A 20,008-nucleotide genomic window follows, 5' to 3' on the forward strand; every position below is an offset into this window, starting at 1 on the left:
AATTGTAGAATAAACGCAAAGATACTAAATTAGAATCGTTCTAAAGAAGTTGTGCTCTTCTCTTTTTAGAAATGGTATATTTGTCGTATGACTTTTGATGAGATAATCGGACAAGAACATATAAAAAAACATTTAATTGCTTCAGCAGAAAATGGTCGCATACCGCATGCACAATTATTTGTTGGTAAAGAAGGTTCTGGAACACTTTCTATGGCAATTGCTTATGCACAACATTTACTTTGTAATTATTCTAACGATGCTAATGCGTGTCATATAAAATGTAATAAACTACAACATCCAGATCTACATTTTGCTTTTCCAGTTACTACTAACGATAAAATAAAGAAACATCCAACAAGTAACCTTTTCTTAGAAGAATGGAGATCTTTTATAGAAAATACTCCTTACGGAAGTTTATACGATTGGTTGAAACATATTGGTGTTGAAAATAAGCAAGGTCAAATTGGTGTAGATGAAGCAGAGGATATCGTAAAGAAACTGTCATTAAAATCTTATGAAGGCGGATTTAAAGTGATGATAATTTGGATGGCTGAAAAAATGAATATTGCTGCTTCTAATAAGTTATTAAAACTGATTGAAGAACCTCCTTCAAAAACTATTTTCTTATTAGTTACTGAAGACGAAGGTCAGATTATAAATACTATTAAATCTCGTTGTCAGGCACTACACTTTCCTAGTTTATCTGAAAATAACATTGTAGATTATCTTTCAAAAAATGAAGGTGTAGAAAATCAAGAAGCAAATCGAATTGCACAACAATCTGAAGGTAATTTAAATAAAGCCATTCATTTCTTACATAACGATTCTAACGATTTAATCTTTGAAGAATGGTTTATTACTTGGATTCGTAGTGCTTTTAAAGCCAAAGGAAATGCTGCTGTTATCCAAGATTTAATTCATTGGAGTGAAGCCATAGCAAAATCTGGAAGAGAAACTCAAAAACAATTTTTACAATATTGCTTACAGTTTTTCAGACAAGCAATGTTGTTAAATTACGGTGCTCCAGACTTAGTATATTTATCACCTCAGACAGGAAATTTCAAACTTGAAAAATTTGCTCCTTTTGTTCATAGCGGAAATATTTTAACTATTGAAAAAGAAGTTAATGATGCTCAATATCATATCGAACGAAATGGAAATGCTAAAATAATTTTATTAGATTTATCTATAAAACTTACACGTTTACTTCATACGAAGGAACAAAAAATCGAAGCATAGTATGAGAATATCTTTTTTTATCATTTGTATCAGTTTTGGACTGATTTTTGTTGGTTGTAAAAACGAAAAAACCAAAACAGAGGAAACTAACCAAACAACTTCTAAAGCAGAAACAAAAAAACAAAGTCTTAAAAGTTTTATGGTTGGTAAGTGGGAAACGCAATACATAAAAATTGAATATTCTACATACCAAAAAGCTGATAGTTCTTATGTTTTTGAAGATGATTTTAGTAAACCTAATTCAGGAAGAGCACAATCTGAATACCTGAATGACGGGACTTTTACCTCTTGGTTTAAGCAGCCAGATAGCACAAAAGTTGGTGAAACTAAAGGAAATTGGAAAACTAAAGCAACTGATAGCTTATATGTAGATTATCAATATTTAGGAAAACAAGTTCAGGTTTGGTATAACATTGAACAAAAAGAAAATAAATTCACTGGTGTTGTTATTTCTGATTGGGATAACGATGGTGAGAACGACGATAAACTACTAATGAAATCTAAAAGAATACAATAAAAATTGCTCAGTTTAAATAATATATCGCTACGAATTAGAATTTTTATCTCAATGATACTCTTAGTATTATTGGCTTCAATTCTTATCGCCGCTGTAACTATCTATCAGTACGGTGAACAAACAAAAGATTATAATGAACAACGTTTCGGCAGAAAAGAAAACGCTACACGTTACGACATTGAAATCAAACTAAAGAAAACTACATATCCTGTTACTACAGCTAATCTTTCTAAAATATTTCAAGATTTAATTTATGAAATAGCTGCTATTCACAAATTAACAATTACAATGTACGACATGAATGGAAAGTTATTAAAATCTTCCATTCCTTACGATTTTGAAGCTGTAAATGAAAAACCTCTTTCGACAGAAATTGTTAGTGAATTAGCCAATAATTCTAACCATAGAATATTGAAATCGGATAGAAATAAAGGAACAACTTATCAGTCTTCTTACACCTACATCAATGACACAAGATTTAAAAGAATTGGTATTCTAGAAATTAAAGTTGCTCAAAACAACGATGAGCAACAAATGGAACTAGAAGAGTTTATGTCAAGATTGATCGTTGTTTACATTCTAATGTTTATCGCTGCGATTTCATTGGCTTACTTTTTATCGAGTTACATCACAAGATCGATACAAACCATATCTGGAAAAATAAAAGAAACTCGACTTAATAAGAGAAACGAAAAGATTACTTTAAGCGCTGCGAGTTCAGAAATTAACTCCTTAGTCGACGCATATAATAACATGATTGATCAGCTTGAAGACAGTGCTGTAAAATTAGCGCAAAGTGAACGTGAACAAGCTTGGAGAGAAATGGCAAAACAAGTGGCACACGAAATTAAAAATCCGCTTACTCCAATGCGCTTAACGGTACAGAGCTTCCAAAGAAAATTTGATCCAACAGACGAAAATATAAGGCAAAAAATCTCTGAATATAGCGAAACTCTTATTCAGCAAATTGACGTAATGAGTTCGATCGCTTCTGCATTTTCTGATTTTGCCAAAATGCCTACACAACGAAAAGAAAATCTAGATGTGATAGATGTTATAAAACATGCATTAGATATTTTTAATGAAGATTTCATTCATTATTTCCCGCAAGAAAAAGAATTATTTGCGAATCTAGATAAAACTCAGTTGATTAGAATCATCACTAACTTGGTTAAAAATGCTACTCAAGCAATGAAAGCTGATGAAGAAAATCCAAGGATAGAAGTAAAAGTTAGTTCAGATTTACACAATGTAATTATCAATGTAACCGATAACGGAAAAGGTATTACAGAAGAAAATAAAAAACTCATTTTCGAACCTAAATTCACTACAAAAACTAGTGGAATGGGACTTGGTTTACCTATGATTAAAAACATCATAGAAGCGTATAACGGCTCAATAACTTTCTCTTCTACTTTAGGTATCGGAACAGTTTTTACCGTAACTTTACCAAAAACTTAACTTATTTATGACTTTTGAAAACATATTAGTTGAAAAAGCTACCGAAATAGCAACTATTACGATAAATAGACCAAAAAAATTAAATGCGCTTAACAAAGCAACTATTGAAGAATTAAACAGTGCTTTCAAAGAGTTAAATGACGACAAAAGTGTAAAAGTAATTTTATTAACAGGAAGTGGAGAAAAAGCTTTTGTTGCTGGAGCAGACATTTCTGAATTTGCTCATTTTTCTGAAGCAGAAGGTGGTAAATTAGCTGCTAAAGGACAAGAGTTACTTTTCGATTTCGTTGAAAATCTTTCAACTCCAGTTATTGCTTTAGTAAATGGTTTTGCTCTTGGTGGTGGTTTAGAATTAGCTATGTCTTGTCATTTTAGAATTGCATCAGACAATGCTAGAGTTGGTTTACCTGAAACTTCTTTAGGAGTAATTCCTGGTTACGGTGGTACGCAACGTTTACCTCAACTTATCGGTAAAGGAAAAGCAATGGAATTAATTATGACTGCCGGAATGATGTCTGCTGAAGAAGCTAAATCATACGGATTAGTAAATTATGTGGTTTCACAAGAAGAATTAATTCCTTTAGGAGAGAAAATAGCAGGTAAAATCATTAAAAACTCTTCGGTTGCTATTGGCAAAGCTATTAAAGCTGTAAATTCTGGTTTTAAAGACGGTGAAAATGGTTACCAATCGGAAATCACTGCTTTCGGAGAATGTTTTGGAACAGAAGACTTTAAAGAAGGAACTACAGCATTCTTAGAAAAGAGAAAACCTAATTTTCCAAATAAATAAATTCACAAAAACTCGCAGTTTAATTGCGAGTTTTTCAATAAAACACTTGCAAATCCCTAGCAAATAGCTAGTTTTAACAAAAAAAATGCGGTTTTTTGTATGCATGGTCATTTTTTTTGTATAAATTGCAAAAAAAACTTTTTTAGCATGTTAAAAGCAATCATTGTAGACGATGAAGACAAGGCTATAAAAAGCTTATCATGGGAACTTTCAAACTTTAACGACGAAGTTGAAATATTAGATACATTTTCCAATCCCAATACAGCTCTTGATTTTATTAAGAACAATCAAATAGATTGTTTGTTCTTAGATATAGAAATGCCTACAATGGACGGTTTTCAATTTATTGAAAAACTGCCAAGAAAAGATTTTGCTATAGTTATCACCACAGCTTATAATGAATACGCAATTAAAGCTTTAAAACAAGAAGCTATTGATTATTTATTAAAGCCTGTAGACACTGATGATCTTGAACAAAGTTTAAAGAAGATATCTAAGTTCACGAAAAGAATCTCAGTTAGCAACACTAATGAAAAGTTAGAGAAAATACTATATAACTTCAATCAAAGATTAGACGAAAAGAAAGTTGTTATTAATGCAGATGGACGTTTAATTTTCTTAGAACCAGATGAAATCTTATGTATTGAGTCTGATGGAAATTATAGTTCTATATACACAACTGAAGGCAAGAAAATAGTTGTTACGAAAAAGCTTAAAGAAGTAAACACTTTACTTCCTGAAAATCTATTTTTTAGAATACATAACTCTTACATAATCAATCTTAGTAAAGTAAGAGAATACTACAAAACAGACGGTTATGTTATTCTAGAGAAAAATCATAAAATACCTGTATCTCGACAAAGAAAAACTGAATTTTTAGATAAGTTTTAAAATGAAAAATAAGTTAGTAGTTTTTACTTTACTTTTTTTTACCTCATTGGTTTTTTCACAAAAACCAGATGTTAACAAAACTTTAGAGTCTATCGTTTCAAAAAAATATAAAGCATATTTTAAACTAGATTCTATTGTAAAAGTTCATCATAACTTAAATAAAATTTCAGAAGAAAGCTTTTACAAATTATACGAGAATAGCTTAAAAAACAACTATAAGATTGGTCAAATCTACGCTTACAACAATCTTGGAAAGGTGTTAAGAACTAAAGATGAATACGCCGAAGCTATTAAATATCACATAAAAGCCTTAAAGCTTGTTAATTCTTTGAAAGAAGACGATATTAAAGCTTACACTTTAAACCTTCTAGGTTCTTGCTACAGAAGATTAGATGATGTAAAAAATGCTTTAAATTGTCATCAAGATGCGTTATCGATTACTAAAAGAGCCAAGACTGAAACTTTAATAAATCTGCATAACAAAAGTATTTCTATAAACAGTATTGGAAATATTTATCTTATTTTAAAACAGTACGACTTAGCACTTGATCAGTTTGAAAAATCGATTGTAATATCAAAAGAGCTACAAAACAAATTAGGACTTGCTATTAACTATCAAAATATTGGTTTTAGTCAGCAAAACTTAGGGTTTTACGATCAAGCTATTGAAAGTTTCAACAAATCACTTGAAGTAAACGAAGAAATTAATTCTGACAGAGGAAAAATTATTTGTTATAATAGTTTAGCTAGCACGTATTTAAAAAAGTTAGAATACGAGAAATCGTTAAAATTAATGGAAGAGATTTATCCTCTTGCATTGGCAAATAACAATAAATTTTACTTAGCTAGAACACTTACTAATTTAGGAATTGCTTATCTGAAAAACGATAAGTACAAAGAATCTGAGAAATACCTAAAAGAAGCAGTTGAATTATCTAAACAATATAATTTCAACCGAAGTCAGACTAGAAGTCAATATGCTTTAGCAGAATTATTTGAGGAAAAAAAAGAAGAAAAAACAGCATTAGATTTTTATAAAATTGCTGTTGATTTTGAAAAGAGAACACTACAAGAAAAAAATTTTTCCTATGTAAATAATCTTATCTCTAAACAAAACATCTTAGCTAAGATTAACGAAAGAGATAATATGGAAAGACAATTCCAAATTCAAGATTTAAGAACCGAACAAGACAGAAATATCTTAATTATTACACTTGTTACAATTGCCTTATCGAGTATTGCATTATATTCTGTTTACCGACAAAAGCTCTTGAATAACGATAGAAAAATCTTACTACTAGAGCAACAAGCATTACAAACACAAATGAATCCTCATTTTATTTTCAATGCTTTAAATTCTATCAAACTTTATGTAATTAATAACGATCAGAAACAAGCAGTATACTACCTTAATAAATTCTCGAAGTTAATTCGTAACATCTTAGAAGTTTCAAAAGTAAAAGAGGTAAGTTTAAAGGAAGAACTGTCTACAATGGATCTATACATGACTATTGAGAATATTCGTTTCTCTAATGAAATAAATTATTCGCTAGATATTAATCCAGATTTAAATACCGACACAATTAAAGTTCCGCCTTTAGTACTACAACCTTTCTTAGAAAATGCAATTTGGCACGGATTATCATCTAAAGAAGGTGAAAAAGAAATTACACTAACTGCACACAAAGTTTCCGACGATATTGTTTCTGTAAATATTATTGACAATGGTATTGGAAGAGAAGCTGCTGGCGCTATAAAAAGATCAAAGTCGCTTAAACGAAAATCGGTTGGTATTGATTTAACTATTGAGCGTTTAAAAACTTTTGCTGAAGATTATGAAGAAGAGTTTACGCTAACCTATCATGATTTAACAAACGACTCTGGAGAACCTGCTGGAACTAGAGTATCGATACAATTTCCTGTAGTTTAAAATTCAAACTGTAACTGAACCCAAACCGGATCTTTCTTTTCTGTATTCAAATTTCCAAAAGATATTCCTAACAAACGCACAGAATTTTTAAGTTCTTCTTGTAAAAGCAACTCTTTAACAATTGGAAAAAACTCTTTTTTCTTCTGTATAAAATACGGTATTGTTTTACTTCTTGTTTGCTGAGTAAAATCACTATATTTTATTTTTAACGTTACTGTTTTTCCTTTGGTTTTGGATTTATCCATTCGTCTTTCTAATTCATCAGCAATATGCTCTAGTTTTTCTAGCATAAAAATTTCAGAAGAAAGATTTTCATTAAACGTTCGTTCTGCGGCTATCGATTTTCTAATTCTATTTGGCTTAACAGCACTATTATGAATTCCTCTAACAATATTATAATAATGTCCTCCTGACTTCCCAAAGAGCTTAGTCAACTCCTCTAAACTTCTATTTTTTAAATCTAATCCTTTAAAAATTCCATGGTTGTGCATTTTAGCTCTTGTCACCTTACCTACTCCATAAAATTTACCAACTGGCAATTCTTCTAAAAAAGGAATTACCTCTTCAGGATTGATTGTTTTTTGTCCGTTTGGTTTATTAATATCAGAAGCAACTTTAGCAATAAATTTATTGATAGAAATTCCTGCAGAAGCTCTTAGCTCTAGTTCTTCCCAAATTCTATCTCTGATTTCTTTAGCAATTAAACTTGCAGAAGGATTACCTTTTTTATTTTCGGTAACATCTAAATAAGCCTCATCTAAAGATAAAGGTTCAACCAAATCTGTATAATCGAAAAAAATCTGTCGAATCTTTGCTGAAATCTCTTTGTAACGCGCAAATCTTGGCTTTACAAATATGATATGTGGACATTTTTTCTTTGCTAAAACTCCGCTCATAGCAGAACGTACACCAAATTTTCGTGCTTCGTAACTTGCAGCAGAAACCACACCTCTAACCTCACTACCACCAACGGCAACGGGTTTCCCTCGTAATTCAGGATTATCCAATTGCTCTACAGACGCATAAAAAGCGTCCATATCTACATGAATAATTTTTCGAAATGGTGGTTGTAATTCCATTGTATAAAATTAAAAAAAGAATAATTTAAATTCATTTTAAAGTAAGATCTTATCTCGCTTAAAATACTTTTCTCTTCGTTTTGCCGTATCTTTGTTCAAATTTTTTGAGTGTCGATGTTGTCAAAGATTAATAACTTACTCCATTACTTTAAATCTAGATTTCCTAGAATTACTAAAATTACTTTAATTTCTGTTTATTTAATCTTTTTAGCTGGTGCTGTTGTTCGTATGACAGGATCTGGAATGGGATGTCCTGACTGGCCTAAATGTTTTGGATATTTAATTCCACCTACTTCTGAAGAACAAATTACTTGGCAACCTAACAAAGAGTTCAAAAAAGGAATGATTATCGTTAAAGATGAAGTTCTTTTTGTTGCTCAGAATGATTTAAAAACTTCAGAAAACTTTACCGCTTCTAACTGGGAAAAATATACCAAACACGATTACGCTAAGTTTAATAAATATCATACCTGGACAGAATACATTAATCGTTTAGCATCTGTTGTATCTGGTTTTGTATTTATCTTTTTAATTCTCGGTTCTATTAAGTTTTGGAACGAAAAAAGAAGTATTACACTACTCTCTTTCTTTGCTTTCTTTCTCATGGGATTTGAAGCTTGGTTGGGTAAAACAGTTGTAGACACTAACTTAAAACCGACAATAATTACTATTCACATGGTTGTTGGTTTATTAATTATTGGGATATTATTGTATCTACATTTTACAGTTTCTGAAAACAAGAAAAGCCATCCGTATAACGCAATGTTCAACAAGCTTTTAATTTTATCTGTGCTATTTTCAGTTGTTCAAATAGCAATGGGAACACAAGTTCGTCAGTTTATTGACGAGCAAGTAAAACAGTTTGGATTTGACAACAAGCAATACAGTTTAATGAATCCTAGTTTTAAGTTTTACTTTCATCGATCTTTTACTATTGCAATCGTACTGGTTAACTTCGGAATGTTTTATTTGAATCAGATTAAAAACTTAGGTTATAAATTAGTTAACTGGATTGTATTCTTAATTTTCTTAGAAACCATTACTGGTATTTTAATGTATTATGCTGAATTTCCTATCGGAACACAAGCTGTACACTTACTTGCTGGAGCTATTCTTTTCGGATTGCAATTCTATTTATGGATGCAGAGTAGAAAATCTATTGCTGTTTCGAACTAATAAATTTGAAAGTGAATATGATCGTCATGACGCACTGCTTGACATCCATGATATCTAACTTTTTTATTTCTTAGTCTTAATCTAGATCTTAAATGCGGCTCTACAAAAAGTTTCTGAACTTCTTTTTGCTTTAGGATAGTATTAATCAAAAACTTTGTTCCTTTATTTGAAAGCTGAATATCTTTATTGATACTTCCGAAAGTTAAATATTTAGGAAAATCATATTGCCATTTCCCTCTCTTTTTACAAACTGAAATTTGGTCGTGTTCTTTTTTTGTTGGTCCACTAAAAACTCCATAACCACTAATCGATTTTTTCTTATTCGTCAACAGATTTCCATCCTCATAAATTAGAGAAACATCAATCTTTTTTCCATCGTTATGACTTAAATGTGGAAGCAAAGGAAAGCCATTGAAAAAAGGGAAATTCGCATCTAAATACACAAGTTTAATTCCTTTATGTTTTTTATGTAATTCTTGACTTACTTCAGATAAAACTTTGTTCAATTCCGGAACAACATAATTTCTATTCGTTATTAAATAAACAAATGAATTGGGCTGTAAATATTCTGAGTTTTTAATCTTTTCTCGACCAAAAAAAGGAGCTAATTCAGGTAAAACAAAAAGCGATATAATAGCATAAGAAAATATGAAAGTTAGCAATTTGAACTTTCTATTTCTCTTTCTAAAAACAAAGATGGTTATCAAATAAATAACTCCGCCTACTTGAGTTAAAATTGTAAGCAAAAAAGTTATGAATAGATGAAAAACAGTTTTAATTATCACCTTCAAACAATCTGGTTTTTGTTTTCTTAAACTGATCTATAAAAAGCTCTTTTTGTTTGTTTCCTTTCACTCTAAAACTCATAATCAATCCAACACTTAACACTAGAAAAAGAATAACAGGAAACCAATTATTTTTATAGATAAAATAAACATCTGTCAATAAAAGAATCAAAAGAAAAATTCTAAAACTATAATTGGTAGGAAATATGTAATCGTGACTTAAAATAAAGTTATTTCCACTTGTTAACTTTCCAATTATTCTGATGTTATTAGACTTTGATGTTCGTGCAAATTCAAAATATTCTGGACTTATGTTTCCTTCGTAATGTTTCTCTAAAACTAACTGATTTAGAACTTTGAATAATGTATCGTTGTTTTCTAATATCGTCTCCATAATAAACGATTTAATCCATGTTTTTCCACTTCAGAGTCTCCATCATTTTAATCATATCCTTTTTGATATAATCTACTGCTGGCAAAACACTATCGAAATTAGGTTTTGAATAAAAGAAAAGTGAAGCTTTTAAAAAGTGCTCTGTACTATCGGTAACATGAAATTGAACCTGTGAAGCTGCATTTCCGTATATGAAATACATTTTTCCATATACTTTTTGTTCTTCATTTATATAATCTTCAGTGTTAGAAATATTATCTGCTTTAACAGTATGTTCAAACACTAACTTTTCTGCTTCAATTAACAACTCTTTTAAGTTATTATCGACTGGTCTGTAAGTTATATCAACAGAAGCTTTTAATTCTGGATATCTAATTTTCAACCAATTTTTAGGTAACGTTTTAACTTGTACTTTTTTAGAAACTTCAAAAGAATAAGGACGTTCTACTGTTATTCTTTCGTAAGTAGGGTTTTCGTATTGTAGACTTAAATATGCTTTAGGTTTAGGTAACGTTTCTCCACCACACCCTACTAAAATCATCATCAAAAAAACACATAAATACCTATACATTTCTAGTAACTTTTACTTGTTTAATTCTTTTTCTATCTAACGCCTCTATTGTAAACGTATAATTTTTAAAATTTATTTTCTCTCCTTTTCTTGGAAACTTTCCAGAAACTTCAAGAATAAAACCAGCTAAGGTTTCACTTTCACCTTTATGATCTTCAAAAATCTCTTCATCTTCATCTAAAACTCTGCATAAATCTTTAACCGTTACTTTCCCTTCAAAAATGAAATTATTAATATCTAATTTAGAATATGTAAGATCATCATCGTCAAACTCATCATTTATATCTCCTACAATTTCTTCTATAACATCTTCTAAAGTTACAATACCACTTGTTCCTCCATATTCATCGACAACTATAGCTAAATGATTTTTTCTTTCTTGAAAATCCTTTAGCAAATCATCTAATTTCTTGTTTTCAGGAACAAAAAATGGTTTTCTCAACAAAGAAAGCCAGTCAAAATTCTTTTTATTAAGATGAGCTAGTAAATCTTTAGCATATAATATACCAACAATATTATCGATGTTTTCTTCATAAACCGGATTTCTAGAATACCCGTTTTCTAATATTGTACTTAATACTTTTTCATATGAATCTGAACTCGATATTGCACAAACATCTGTTCTAGGTTTCATAATTTGAACTGTTTCTGTATTTCCAAAAGTAACAATACCTTCGAGTATTTTTTGCTCATCTTTTGTCGTAGCATCTTCTGATGTTAGCTCTAAAGCTTGTGATAATCTTTCTACTGATAGATTGTTGTTTTTGTTTCCTAATTTACTCTCAACAACATTTGTTAAACTAGTAAGAGGAACGCTAAGCGGACTCAGAATTGCGTTTAAAACATCTAACGGTTTTGCTATAAAACTTGCAAATTGTAATGATTTTCTGCTGGCGTAAACCTTCGGAAGCACTTCTCCAAATAAGAGAATTAAAAAGGTAACTAATCCAACCTGGATTATAATTTTTACAACAGATTCAGAAATTGAAAACACACCTAAGTCTAAAGAAAAGTTTATGTTTCCAAACATAAATTCATCTAGCGAAGCAAAAATTAATACTACAAGAATATTAATAAAGTTGTTTGTGATTAATATTGTTCCAAGTAGTTTTTTTGGTTTTTCTAGCAGTTTTACAACAGTACTTTTTCCTTTAGTTTTTTCTTCAAGCTCATCTAACTCAGTTTGAGATAATGAGAAAAAAGCAACTTCTGCACCAGAAATTAAAGCCGAACATATTAATAGAATTAATAATACGATTAGACTGACTGAATTAAAGAGCGTTGTGCTTGCTGCTACCAATAAAAGATGGGGTTCTGGATCCAATTCTTAAATTTTAGTTAGACTAGAAAGGTAAATCATCATCGCCACTAGGAGCTACATTTTGATTCGTATTTCCTTGCATTGGAGGTTGATTTTGTTCACCAGGACTATTTAAATCGTTCTTGGTAGTTAAGAATGTCATCTCTTGAACATGGATTTCAGTAGTATATCTTTTCTGACCTTCAACTTCGTATTGACGGTTTTTAATTCTTCCTTCTAAATATACTTTATCTCCTTTGCTTAGATATTTTTCACAAATTTCGGCAAGCTTATTTCGTACTACAATATTGTGCCAATCTGTATTAGTTACTCTTTCTCCTGTTTGCCTATTTGTATATGTTTCGTTTGTAGCTAAAGGAAAACGCCCTACCGCATTTCCTTCATCAAATCGATACATTTTAATTTCATCTCCTAAGTGACCAATAAGTATTACTTTGTTTATCGTTCCTGCCATTTTTTTACACTGTGTAATTTCAAATATACAAATTTAGTTGTTCTGCTTTTTGTATTCTAATAAAAAATTGTTGATAAGCACTGGTACTGGATATTCAGCTACATTTTTCCATTTAATTAGTTCTGCTTCGAGATTCTTTGTAGTAACAATCCAAAACTTTGTAAATAAATGTTGATGCGATAATTTATGAACTACATCTTTAGTATTGAATAATTGAATTTTTACCTCTTCATTAAAAAGTTTATTAAACTCAGCTGTATTTACTAAATCTTCTACATCTATACTTTTATTTGTTTCTATTAAAGGAAACTCATAAAGACCTTCCCAAATTCCTTTACCTTCTCTTTTGTTTAGTATTGTTTCTCCATTGTTCTCTACAACCAAATAATTAAAATATCGTTTCTTAATTTTTAGTTTCTTTTCCTTAACGGGTAATTCATCAACACGATTTTTAGCTAGTGCAATACAACTATCAGATAAAGGACATTCTCCACAATTAGGACTTTTAGGCTTGCATTGTATTGCTCCAAAATCCATAATCGCTTGATTATAGGTCCCTATGTTTTCTTTATCAATAATTTGTTGTGCTAACTCTTTAAAATCTTTTATCCCTTTGGTAGAATTTATTGGAGTATCGATACCATAATAACGAGAAAGTACACGATACACATTACCATCTACAACTGCGGTTGGTTCGTTATAACATATAGATGCAATAGCTGATGCAGTATAATCACCTACACCTTTCAATTTTAATAAACCTTTATATGTATTAGGAAAAACTCCGTTTAATTCTTCAGCAATATATTTTGCTGTAAAATGTAAATTTCTTGCTCGAGAGTAATATCCTAATCCTTGCCACAGTTTTAAAACATAACTTTCATCGGCATTTGCAAGATCAAAAACCGTTGGAAAAGCCTCTGTAAATTTCAAATAATAGGGTAAACCTTGTGCAACTCTTGTTTGTTGAAGCATGATTTCACTCAACCAAATATGGTAAGGATTTTTTGTTTTTCTCCAAGGCAGTTCTCTGTTGTTTTTTAAATACCAGTTGATCAGTACTTTACTAAAATCCATTAATTAAAAGTTGTAATCACGAAATTACTGTATTTTATTTAGATTTTTTTAAGAACAATTATTTTTCGAATTGATTAATTATCATATATTTGCACCCTCGTAAAATTAAATTCACAACATATAATATAAAATATATATACAATGACAAAAGCAGATATCGTATCGAAGATTTCAGACAAAACAGGAATAGAGAAGGCAGATGTTTTAGCTACTGTAGAGGCGTTCATGTCTGAGGTAAAAGATTCTTTAGAGAGTGGAGATAATGTATATTTAAGAGGTTTTGGAAGCTTTATCATCAAAACAAGAGCTGAAAAAACAGGTAGAAATATTTCTAAAAATACTACGATTAAAATTCCTGCACACAACATTCCAGCTTTTAAACCAGCTAAAACTTTTACTGAGGGTGTTAAAGCTAAAGTTGCAGTAAAGTAAGATATTAACCTACTCTTTAACAAGAGTTTAAAACATTTTGAAATATGCCTAGTGGTAAAAAAAGAAAGAGAGCTAAGATCTCTACACACAAAAGAAAGAAAAGAGCACGAGCTAATCGTCACAAGAAAAAGTAAGTAGATTATTCTACTTACTTTTTCGTTTGTTTAAAAAAACACAAAAGTTCTTTGAAATAGAGGTTTTAAACCTCTAATTGGTATTTAAAAAATACCTGCTTAAACAATCTTAATCAGTCTTCGTTTTTTACGTAGACACAAAATTTATTCAGATGAAAACAGAATTAATTATTCGTTCAAATTCTTCTGATATTGATTTTGCCTTATTAAGAGATGGTAGACTTGTTGAGCTAAACAATGAAACCAGCGACAATAAATTCTCTGTCGGAGATATTTTTCTAGCAAAAATTGGAAAAGTAATGACAGGTTTAAATGCTGCTTTCGTTAATGTTGGTTATCCTAAAGATGGTTTTCTACACTATCATGATTTAGGACCCCAAGTACAATCGCTAAACAAGTTTATTAAAAAAGTAAGCACAGGTAAATTTAAAGAGTTCACTTTAAGAAACTTTCGTTTTGAAGATGATATCGACAAAGACGGAAGTATTAACAACGTACTAAAATCAGGTCAAAATTTATTAGTACAAATTGTAAAAGAACCGATATCTACTAAAGGCCCAAGGATAAGTTCAGAGTTATCGATTGCCGGTAGATATTTAGTTTTAGTCCCTTTTTCTAACAGAGTGTCAGTATCACAGAAAATTACTGATAATAAAGAAAAAGAGCGTTTAAAAAAGCTAGCAAAAAGTATTAAACCGAAAGGGTTTGGACTTATTTTGCGAACTGTTGCAGAGGGTAAGAAAGTAGCAGAGCTTGACAAAGATTTACAAAACTCACTAAACAGATGGAAAACTTTATGTAAAAGAATTCCAAATACAAATACACCAACAAAAGTATTAAGTGAGTTAGATAGAGCATCTTCAATTTTAAGAGATGTGATGAATGATTCTTTTACAAGTATTGTAACAAACGATGAAAGCTTAATGATTGAAATTAAGGAATATTTACAAGAAATATATCCTGAAAAAGAAAAAATAGTTAAGCTTCATAAATCTAACATTCCTATTTTTGAAAAATACGGTATTGAACGCCAAATAAAAACTTCGTTTGGTAGAACCGTATCTATGAGCAAAGGTGCCTATTTAGTAATTGAACATACTGAAGCATTACACGTAATAGATGTAAACAGTGGTAACCGCTCGAACAAAGCAAAAAACCAAGAAGAAACTGCTTTGGAAGTGAACTTAATTGCTGCTACTGAAATAGCAAGACAATTACAACTTCGTGACATGGGAGGAATTATTGTTGTTGATTTTATAGATATGAAGTCTGCAGAAAACAGACAAAAATTATTTCAACACTTTAGAGAAGTTATGGCCTTAGATAGAACTAAGCATAAAATCTTACCGCCTAGTAAATTTGGTCTTGTACAAATTACAAGACAAAGAGTTAGACCTGAACTCGAAATAAAAACACGTGAACCTAATCCTAACAAGAATGGAGAAGTAGAAGCTCCAATTGTTTTAATCGATAAAATCGAAGCAGAATTAGACAAAATCTTAAATAGTCAAACAGAATACAAAGAGATTACCTTAAATGTACATCCGTTCATATTCGCCTATTTAACTAAAGGAATTATGTCTATTCGTTTTAATTGGTTGTTAAGACATAAAAAGTGGATTAAAATTATACCTAGAGATGCGTATCAATATTTACAATACCATTTCTCTTACAAGAAAAAAAATAAATAAGGCAATATTCTTATTAAGAAATTAAAACCTACTTGGAATTATTCAGGTAGGTTTTTTTGTTTTCTAGAACCAAAATCCTAAATTAAAAAGAAGGAATTTATCTTCATGATCTGGAGACCAAGTGTATTTCAACTCTATAGGCCCAATAATTGTTTCTATTCCATAACCTACTGCATAACCTGATTTCGTGTCTTTTAAGAGTTCTCCACGTCTAAAAACATTTTTTGCTACTCTACCGTAGTTTGCTATAAAACTTAGATAATTCTTCTTAAAAGGCTCATATCTTAAATGAAATTCTGATTTTAAGAAAGATTGATCTGTAAGTGATGAAATATCATAACCATAAAACGGAATAAAATTATTGATATAATTCTGATTGTATCCTCCTACACGATAATCTAAAATCTCCGAATCTTCTTCTCCTAATGTAGCTCCGAATTGATATGTATTTAAAAAAGTAAACTTTTTCCAAAACGTAGTTGCATAACTAAACAATGCATCTACTTGTGAATATTGATTGAATCGTATACTTCCACTGGCAAAATCATTCAGACTTTCATTTCTGTTAGACCACATAAACCATCTGAAATTTGCATTCAGCAAAAATCCTTTTGTAGGAAACATACTTTTATCGAAGTTATCAATCTCTAAAAAAGCAAATGAATTTAAGTAACTACTATTATCAAAAACAGTTTCTTCATCGTTTGTTAAAAAAGTATCCGAAGATATTTTTAAATTCTTGAATTCTACTCCTAAACCAAATGCCGTTCTTTTATTAAATGTAGTTTGAGCAAAAACTCTGTTGGTAAAATCTCGATAATCTACATTGATTTTATTCAAATTATTCTCGTTGAATAAAACATCCGTTTCAAAAGAATTATATCGAGAAGCAAACCCGTAACTCAATAAAAATCCGTTATCTATAAAATACTGAAAATCGTATCTAACATCATCACCAATTACTAAATCTAAAGATAATTCATCGTTTGCCGAAAGTATTTTCTTTTGATTGTAGTTTAAAAGCACACCTGTTTTGTACAGTAAATCGTAATGAACTCCGAGACTCAAAAAACTTTTAATATCATTTTCTTTAACTTTTAACTCTAACTTTTTTCCTTTAAAAGAATTCTTTAATGTGTAATCGATTCTTTGAAAATTCTTTGTTGCTGTAAGTGTATTTATCTTTTTAGAAATATCTCGATACGATACAGAATCACCTTCTTTTAATCTTAATTTTCCTAAAATATAATCTTGTGTGTAATGCTTATTTCCTTTTAAAATGATTCTATCAATTAGAAATAAATTATTCTCTTTATAAACTATTTTTTCTTTTTGCTTTTTATTTTTTTGCTTTTTAGCCAATTCTTTTAAAACTGAATAATAAGGCTTAACAGCTCTTATTCCCGCTTTTATAATTTCATCTTTTTTGTCGAAAGAAACTACAGTGTAATCGGCAATATCAGGATGAATATGTATATCTAGTTTTTTAACTTGTTCGTCTGACTTCTCATACATTTGAAAATTTACAATCTGACTTAGTAATGATGCTACCGAAGATAATTCGTCTCGTTTCAATAACGTTCCTTGTACATTAACACCAATTACGATATCAACTCCTTTCTCCCTCATTCTATCTACGGGAAAATTGTTTGCCACACCACCATCCATCAACAAGCGATTATCAACCTCAACAGGATTTAACAACGACGGAAACGAAGCACTTGCTCTTAATGCCAATGGAAGTGAACCTTTTTCTAAAACAACTTCTTTACCAGTTTCAGTATCTGTAGCTACACAGAAAAAAGGTGTTGGAAGTCTGAAGAAATCGTCAACATTATCTACTGGAGCCAATAATTCTGTTAGAAAATTAAGTACATTCTGACCTTTAGACAAACCTAAAGGAAGACCAATACTTCCATTCTTTATTGGTAAACTTACAGCAGTTTTTTCTAGATATGCTTTTTCAAAATACGATTTATCTTCACGAGAAATATTATCTTGAATCACATATAAAAAGTCTATATCTCGAATTATTTTTTCGATTTGATTTGGTGAATAACCCGCTGCATATAATCCACCAACAACAGCTCCCATACTAGTTCCTCCAATATAATCAATCTGCACACCCGCTTTCTCTAATTCTTGAAGTACACCAACATGAGCAAAACCTTTTGCTCCTCCTCCACTAAGAACTAAACCAATTTTAGGCTGTTCTTGTGCGTAGATTAGTATTGGTAGTATTAATATGGTTAGTAACTTTTTCATTTCTCTTTTTTTTCATGAAAGTAGTCGTATACTTTTTTAGCTCTAGCATTACCTACTACTTCTATTAACTCTCCTAATGTAGCGCTTTTTACTCTTTTGGCTGATTTAAATTTACGTAATAAACTTGTTATGGTTTGTTTACCAACATTCGGAATTTGCTCTAATTCTGATTGAATAGCACTTTTACTTCGCTTATTTCTATGGAAAGTGATTCCGAATCGATGGGCCTCATTTCGAAGATATTGGATGATTTTTAAACTTTCAGATTTCTTATCTAAATACAAAGGAACACTATCTCCTGGATAATAAATTTCTTCTAATCGTTTTGCAATTCCAATAATTGCAATTTTTCCTCTCAGTCCTAAAACATCTAGACTTTTTAATGCTGAAGAAAGCTGACCTTTACCTCCATCAATGACAATTAATTGTGGTAATGGTTTATCTTCTTCAAGTAATCTTCGATATCTTCTGTACACCACTTCTTCCATAGAAGCAAAATCATCTGGGCCTTCTACAGTTTTTATATTAAAATGTCTGTAATCTTTCTTACTTGGTTTACCGTCTTTAAACACAACACAAGCAGCAACCGGATTTGTTCCTTGAATATTGGAGTTATCGAAACATTCAATATGTCTAGGTTCAACACTTAAACGTAAATCTTTTTGCATTTGAGCCATAATACGTTTTGTATGACGATCTGGATCTACAATCTTAATTTGCTTAAACTGTTCTTGTCTGTAATACTTTGCATTTCTAAGCGATAAGTCTACAATTCTTTTTTTGTCTCCTAACTTCGGAACTGTAACTTTTATTTGTTCACCTACATCTACCTTAAACGGCACATATATTTCTCGTGATAAAGAATTAAAACGCTGTCTGGTTTCAACAATAAATAACTCTAGTAATTCTCTATCAGTTTCCTCTAATTTCTTTTTGATTTCAGTTGTATATGACTGGATAATTGCCCCGTTCATAATCTTAAAGAAATTCGCATATCCGTGAGTTTCATCTGAAGTAATAGAGAAAACATCAACGTTGTTGATACTCGGATTAACAATGGTAGATTTTGCTTGATAATTTTTTAAAGAATCGAGTTTATCTTTAATTCTCTGTGCTTCTTCAAAATTCATATCAGCAGCATAATCCATCATAATATTATGCAAGCTCTCTAAACTCTCTTTGAAATTTCCTTTAATAATATTTCGGATTGCTCTTATGTTTTCTATATAAGAAGATTCATCTTGATAATCTTCACAAGGTCCTTTGCAGTTTTTCAGATGATACTCTAAACAAACTTTATATTTTCCTGCATCGATTTTTGGCTTACTTAAATCGTAATTACAAGTACGTAACGGATAAAGCTGCTTTATTAAATCTAATAAATTATGAACCGTTTTTACACTTGTATATGGACCAAAATATTCTGAACCATCTTTGATTACTCTTCTCGTTACAAAAACTCGAGGAAAACGTTCCTTTTTAATACAAATCCAAGGATATGATTTATCATCCTTTAACAGTACATTATATCTAGGCTGATATTTCTTTATTAAGTTATTTTCAAGCAGTAAAGCATCGGTTTCAGAATCAACAACAATATGTTCAATTCTGGTGATTTTTTTTACTAAAACTCTAGTTTTACCATACTCGTGATTTTTAGTAAAATATGAAGAAACTCTTTTCTTTAAATTCTTTGCTTTACCAACATATATAATAGTATCATTTTTATCAAAATATTGATAAACCCCTGCTGAATTCGGTAATGTTTTTACTTGAAGTTCTAAGTCTGTTGGCATGTAAC

At 30.3% G+C, this 20,008-nt stretch carries 18 protein-coding genes; 9 read left to right on the plus strand and 9 right to left on the minus strand.

Annotated features, from left to right (window positions below; translation table 11 throughout):
• The first annotated feature begins 87 nt into the window (after nucleotides 1-87).
• From Q1A15_RS03115 to Q1A15_RS03140, 6 genes are all read left to right on the plus strand, one after another.
• Nucleotides 88-1,239 (plus strand): DNA polymerase III subunit delta', encoded by a 1,152-nt coding sequence (locus Q1A15_RS03115; RefSeq protein ID WP_299618611.1) that lies wholly within the window; start codon nucleotides 88-90, stop codon nucleotides 1,237-1,239.
• A 1-nt stretch (nucleotide 1,240) separates the two neighbouring features.
• On the plus strand, nucleotides 1,241-1,756 hold the full coding sequence (locus Q1A15_RS03120) for a hypothetical protein (protein ID WP_299618614.1): 516 nt from the start codon (nucleotides 1,241-1,243) through the stop codon (nucleotides 1,754-1,756).
• Nucleotides 1,757-1,807: 51 nt separating this feature from the next.
• Nucleotides 1,808-3,217 (plus strand): ATP-binding protein, encoded by a 1,410-nt coding sequence (locus Q1A15_RS03125; RefSeq protein ID WP_299618617.1) that lies wholly within the window; start codon nucleotides 1,808-1,810, stop codon nucleotides 3,215-3,217.
• A 7-nt stretch (nucleotides 3,218-3,224) separates the two neighbouring features.
• Entirely contained in the window at nucleotides 3,225-4,007 is a 783-nt protein-coding gene (locus Q1A15_RS03130) for an enoyl-CoA hydratase-related protein (RefSeq protein ID WP_299618620.1), read from the plus strand.
• 147 nt (nucleotides 4,008-4,154) lie between these two features.
• Entirely contained in the window at nucleotides 4,155-4,898 is a 744-nt protein-coding gene (locus tag Q1A15_RS03135) for a LytTR family DNA-binding domain-containing protein (protein WP_299618623.1), read from the plus strand.
• Between the two features lies 1 nt (nucleotide 4,899).
• Nucleotides 4,900-6,828: a tetratricopeptide repeat protein gene (locus Q1A15_RS03140; RefSeq protein ID WP_299618626.1), complete on the plus strand. Its 1,929-nt coding sequence runs from the start codon at nucleotides 4,900-4,902 to the stop codon at nucleotides 6,826-6,828.
• On the opposite strand, the gene dinB is transcribed toward Q1A15_RS03140, so the two are convergent.
• Nucleotides 6,825-7,907, minus strand: coding sequence for a DNA polymerase IV (gene dinB / locus Q1A15_RS03145; protein WP_299618629.1), 1,083 nt, complete (start codon nucleotides 7,905-7,907; stop codon nucleotides 6,825-6,827). The genes Q1A15_RS03140 and dinB overlap by 4 nt on opposite strands.
• Before the next feature lie 114 nt (nucleotides 7,908-8,021).
• Here dinB and Q1A15_RS03150 point away from each other — a divergent pair, with 114 nt between their 5' ends.
• Nucleotides 8,022-9,083 (plus strand): COX15/CtaA family protein, encoded by a 1,062-nt coding sequence (locus Q1A15_RS03150; RefSeq protein ID WP_299618632.1) that lies wholly within the window; start codon nucleotides 8,022-8,024, stop codon nucleotides 9,081-9,083.
• Here Q1A15_RS03150 and Q1A15_RS03155 read toward each other — a convergent pair.
• From Q1A15_RS03155 to mutY, 6 genes are all read right to left on the minus strand, one after another.
• The gene (locus Q1A15_RS03155) at nucleotides 9,080-9,745 is read right to left on the minus strand and encodes a hypothetical protein (protein WP_299618635.1); all 666 of its coding nucleotides are present in this window, start codon (nucleotides 9,743-9,745) and stop codon (nucleotides 9,080-9,082) included. The two genes, Q1A15_RS03150 and Q1A15_RS03155, sit on opposite strands and share 4 nt — an antisense overlap.
• A gap of 112 nt (nucleotides 9,746-9,857) precedes the next feature.
• Complete coding sequence (locus Q1A15_RS03160; RefSeq protein ID WP_299618638.1) at nucleotides 9,858-10,262, minus strand: hypothetical protein; 405 nt, start codon at nucleotides 10,260-10,262, stop codon at nucleotides 9,858-9,860.
• A 10-nt stretch (nucleotides 10,263-10,272) separates the two neighbouring features.
• Entirely contained in the window at nucleotides 10,273-10,833 is a 561-nt protein-coding gene (gldD, locus tag Q1A15_RS03165) for a gliding motility lipoprotein GldD (RefSeq protein ID WP_299618641.1), read from the minus strand.
• Complete coding sequence (gene gldE, locus Q1A15_RS03170) at nucleotides 10,826-12,157, minus strand: gliding motility-associated protein GldE (RefSeq protein ID WP_299618644.1); 1,332 nt, start codon at nucleotides 12,155-12,157, stop codon at nucleotides 10,826-10,828. The genes gldD and gldE overlap by 8 nt, the downstream gene beginning before the upstream one ends.
• A gap of 19 nt (nucleotides 12,158-12,176) precedes the next feature.
• Nucleotides 12,177-12,608 carry a single-stranded DNA-binding protein gene (gene ssb, locus Q1A15_RS03175; RefSeq protein WP_299618647.1) on the minus strand — a complete coding sequence of 144 codons (432 nt, stop codon included), beginning with the start codon at nucleotides 12,606-12,608 and terminating at the stop codon, nucleotides 12,177-12,179.
• A gap of 33 nt (nucleotides 12,609-12,641) precedes the next feature.
• Complete coding sequence (mutY, locus tag Q1A15_RS03180) at nucleotides 12,642-13,685, minus strand: A/G-specific adenine glycosylase (protein WP_299618650.1); 1,044 nt, start codon at nucleotides 13,683-13,685, stop codon at nucleotides 12,642-12,644.
• Between the two features lie 141 nt (nucleotides 13,686-13,826).
• Here mutY and Q1A15_RS03185 point away from each other — a divergent pair, with 141 nt between their 5' ends.
• Nucleotides 13,827-14,117 (plus strand): HU family DNA-binding protein, encoded by a 291-nt coding sequence (locus Q1A15_RS03185; RefSeq protein ID WP_075340504.1) that lies wholly within the window; start codon nucleotides 13,827-13,829, stop codon nucleotides 14,115-14,117.
• 286 nt (nucleotides 14,118-14,403) lie between these two features.
• The gene (locus tag Q1A15_RS03190) at nucleotides 14,404-15,942 is read left to right on the plus strand and encodes a ribonuclease E/G (protein ID WP_299618658.1); all 1,539 of its coding nucleotides are present in this window, start codon (nucleotides 14,404-14,406) and stop codon (nucleotides 15,940-15,942) included.
• 63 nt (nucleotides 15,943-16,005) lie between these two features.
• Here the strand turns inward: Q1A15_RS03190 and Q1A15_RS03195 are convergent, their stop codons facing one another.
• Entirely contained in the window at nucleotides 16,006-18,207 is a 2,202-nt protein-coding gene (locus Q1A15_RS03195) for a patatin-like phospholipase family protein (RefSeq protein ID WP_299618661.1), read from the minus strand.
• Nucleotides 18,204-20,003, minus strand: a complete 1,800-nt coding sequence (gene uvrC / locus Q1A15_RS03200) for an excinuclease ABC subunit UvrC (RefSeq protein ID WP_299618664.1) — start codon at nucleotides 20,001-20,003, stop codon at nucleotides 18,204-18,206. Before uvrC ends, Q1A15_RS03195 begins: the two co-directional genes overlap by 4 nt.
• Nucleotides 20,004-20,008 lie beyond the last annotated feature (5 nt).

The sequence above is a fragment of the uncultured Tenacibaculum sp. genome, assembly GCF_947495995.1.
Lineage (GTDB): Bacteria > Bacteroidota > Bacteroidia > Flavobacteriales > Flavobacteriaceae > Polaribacter.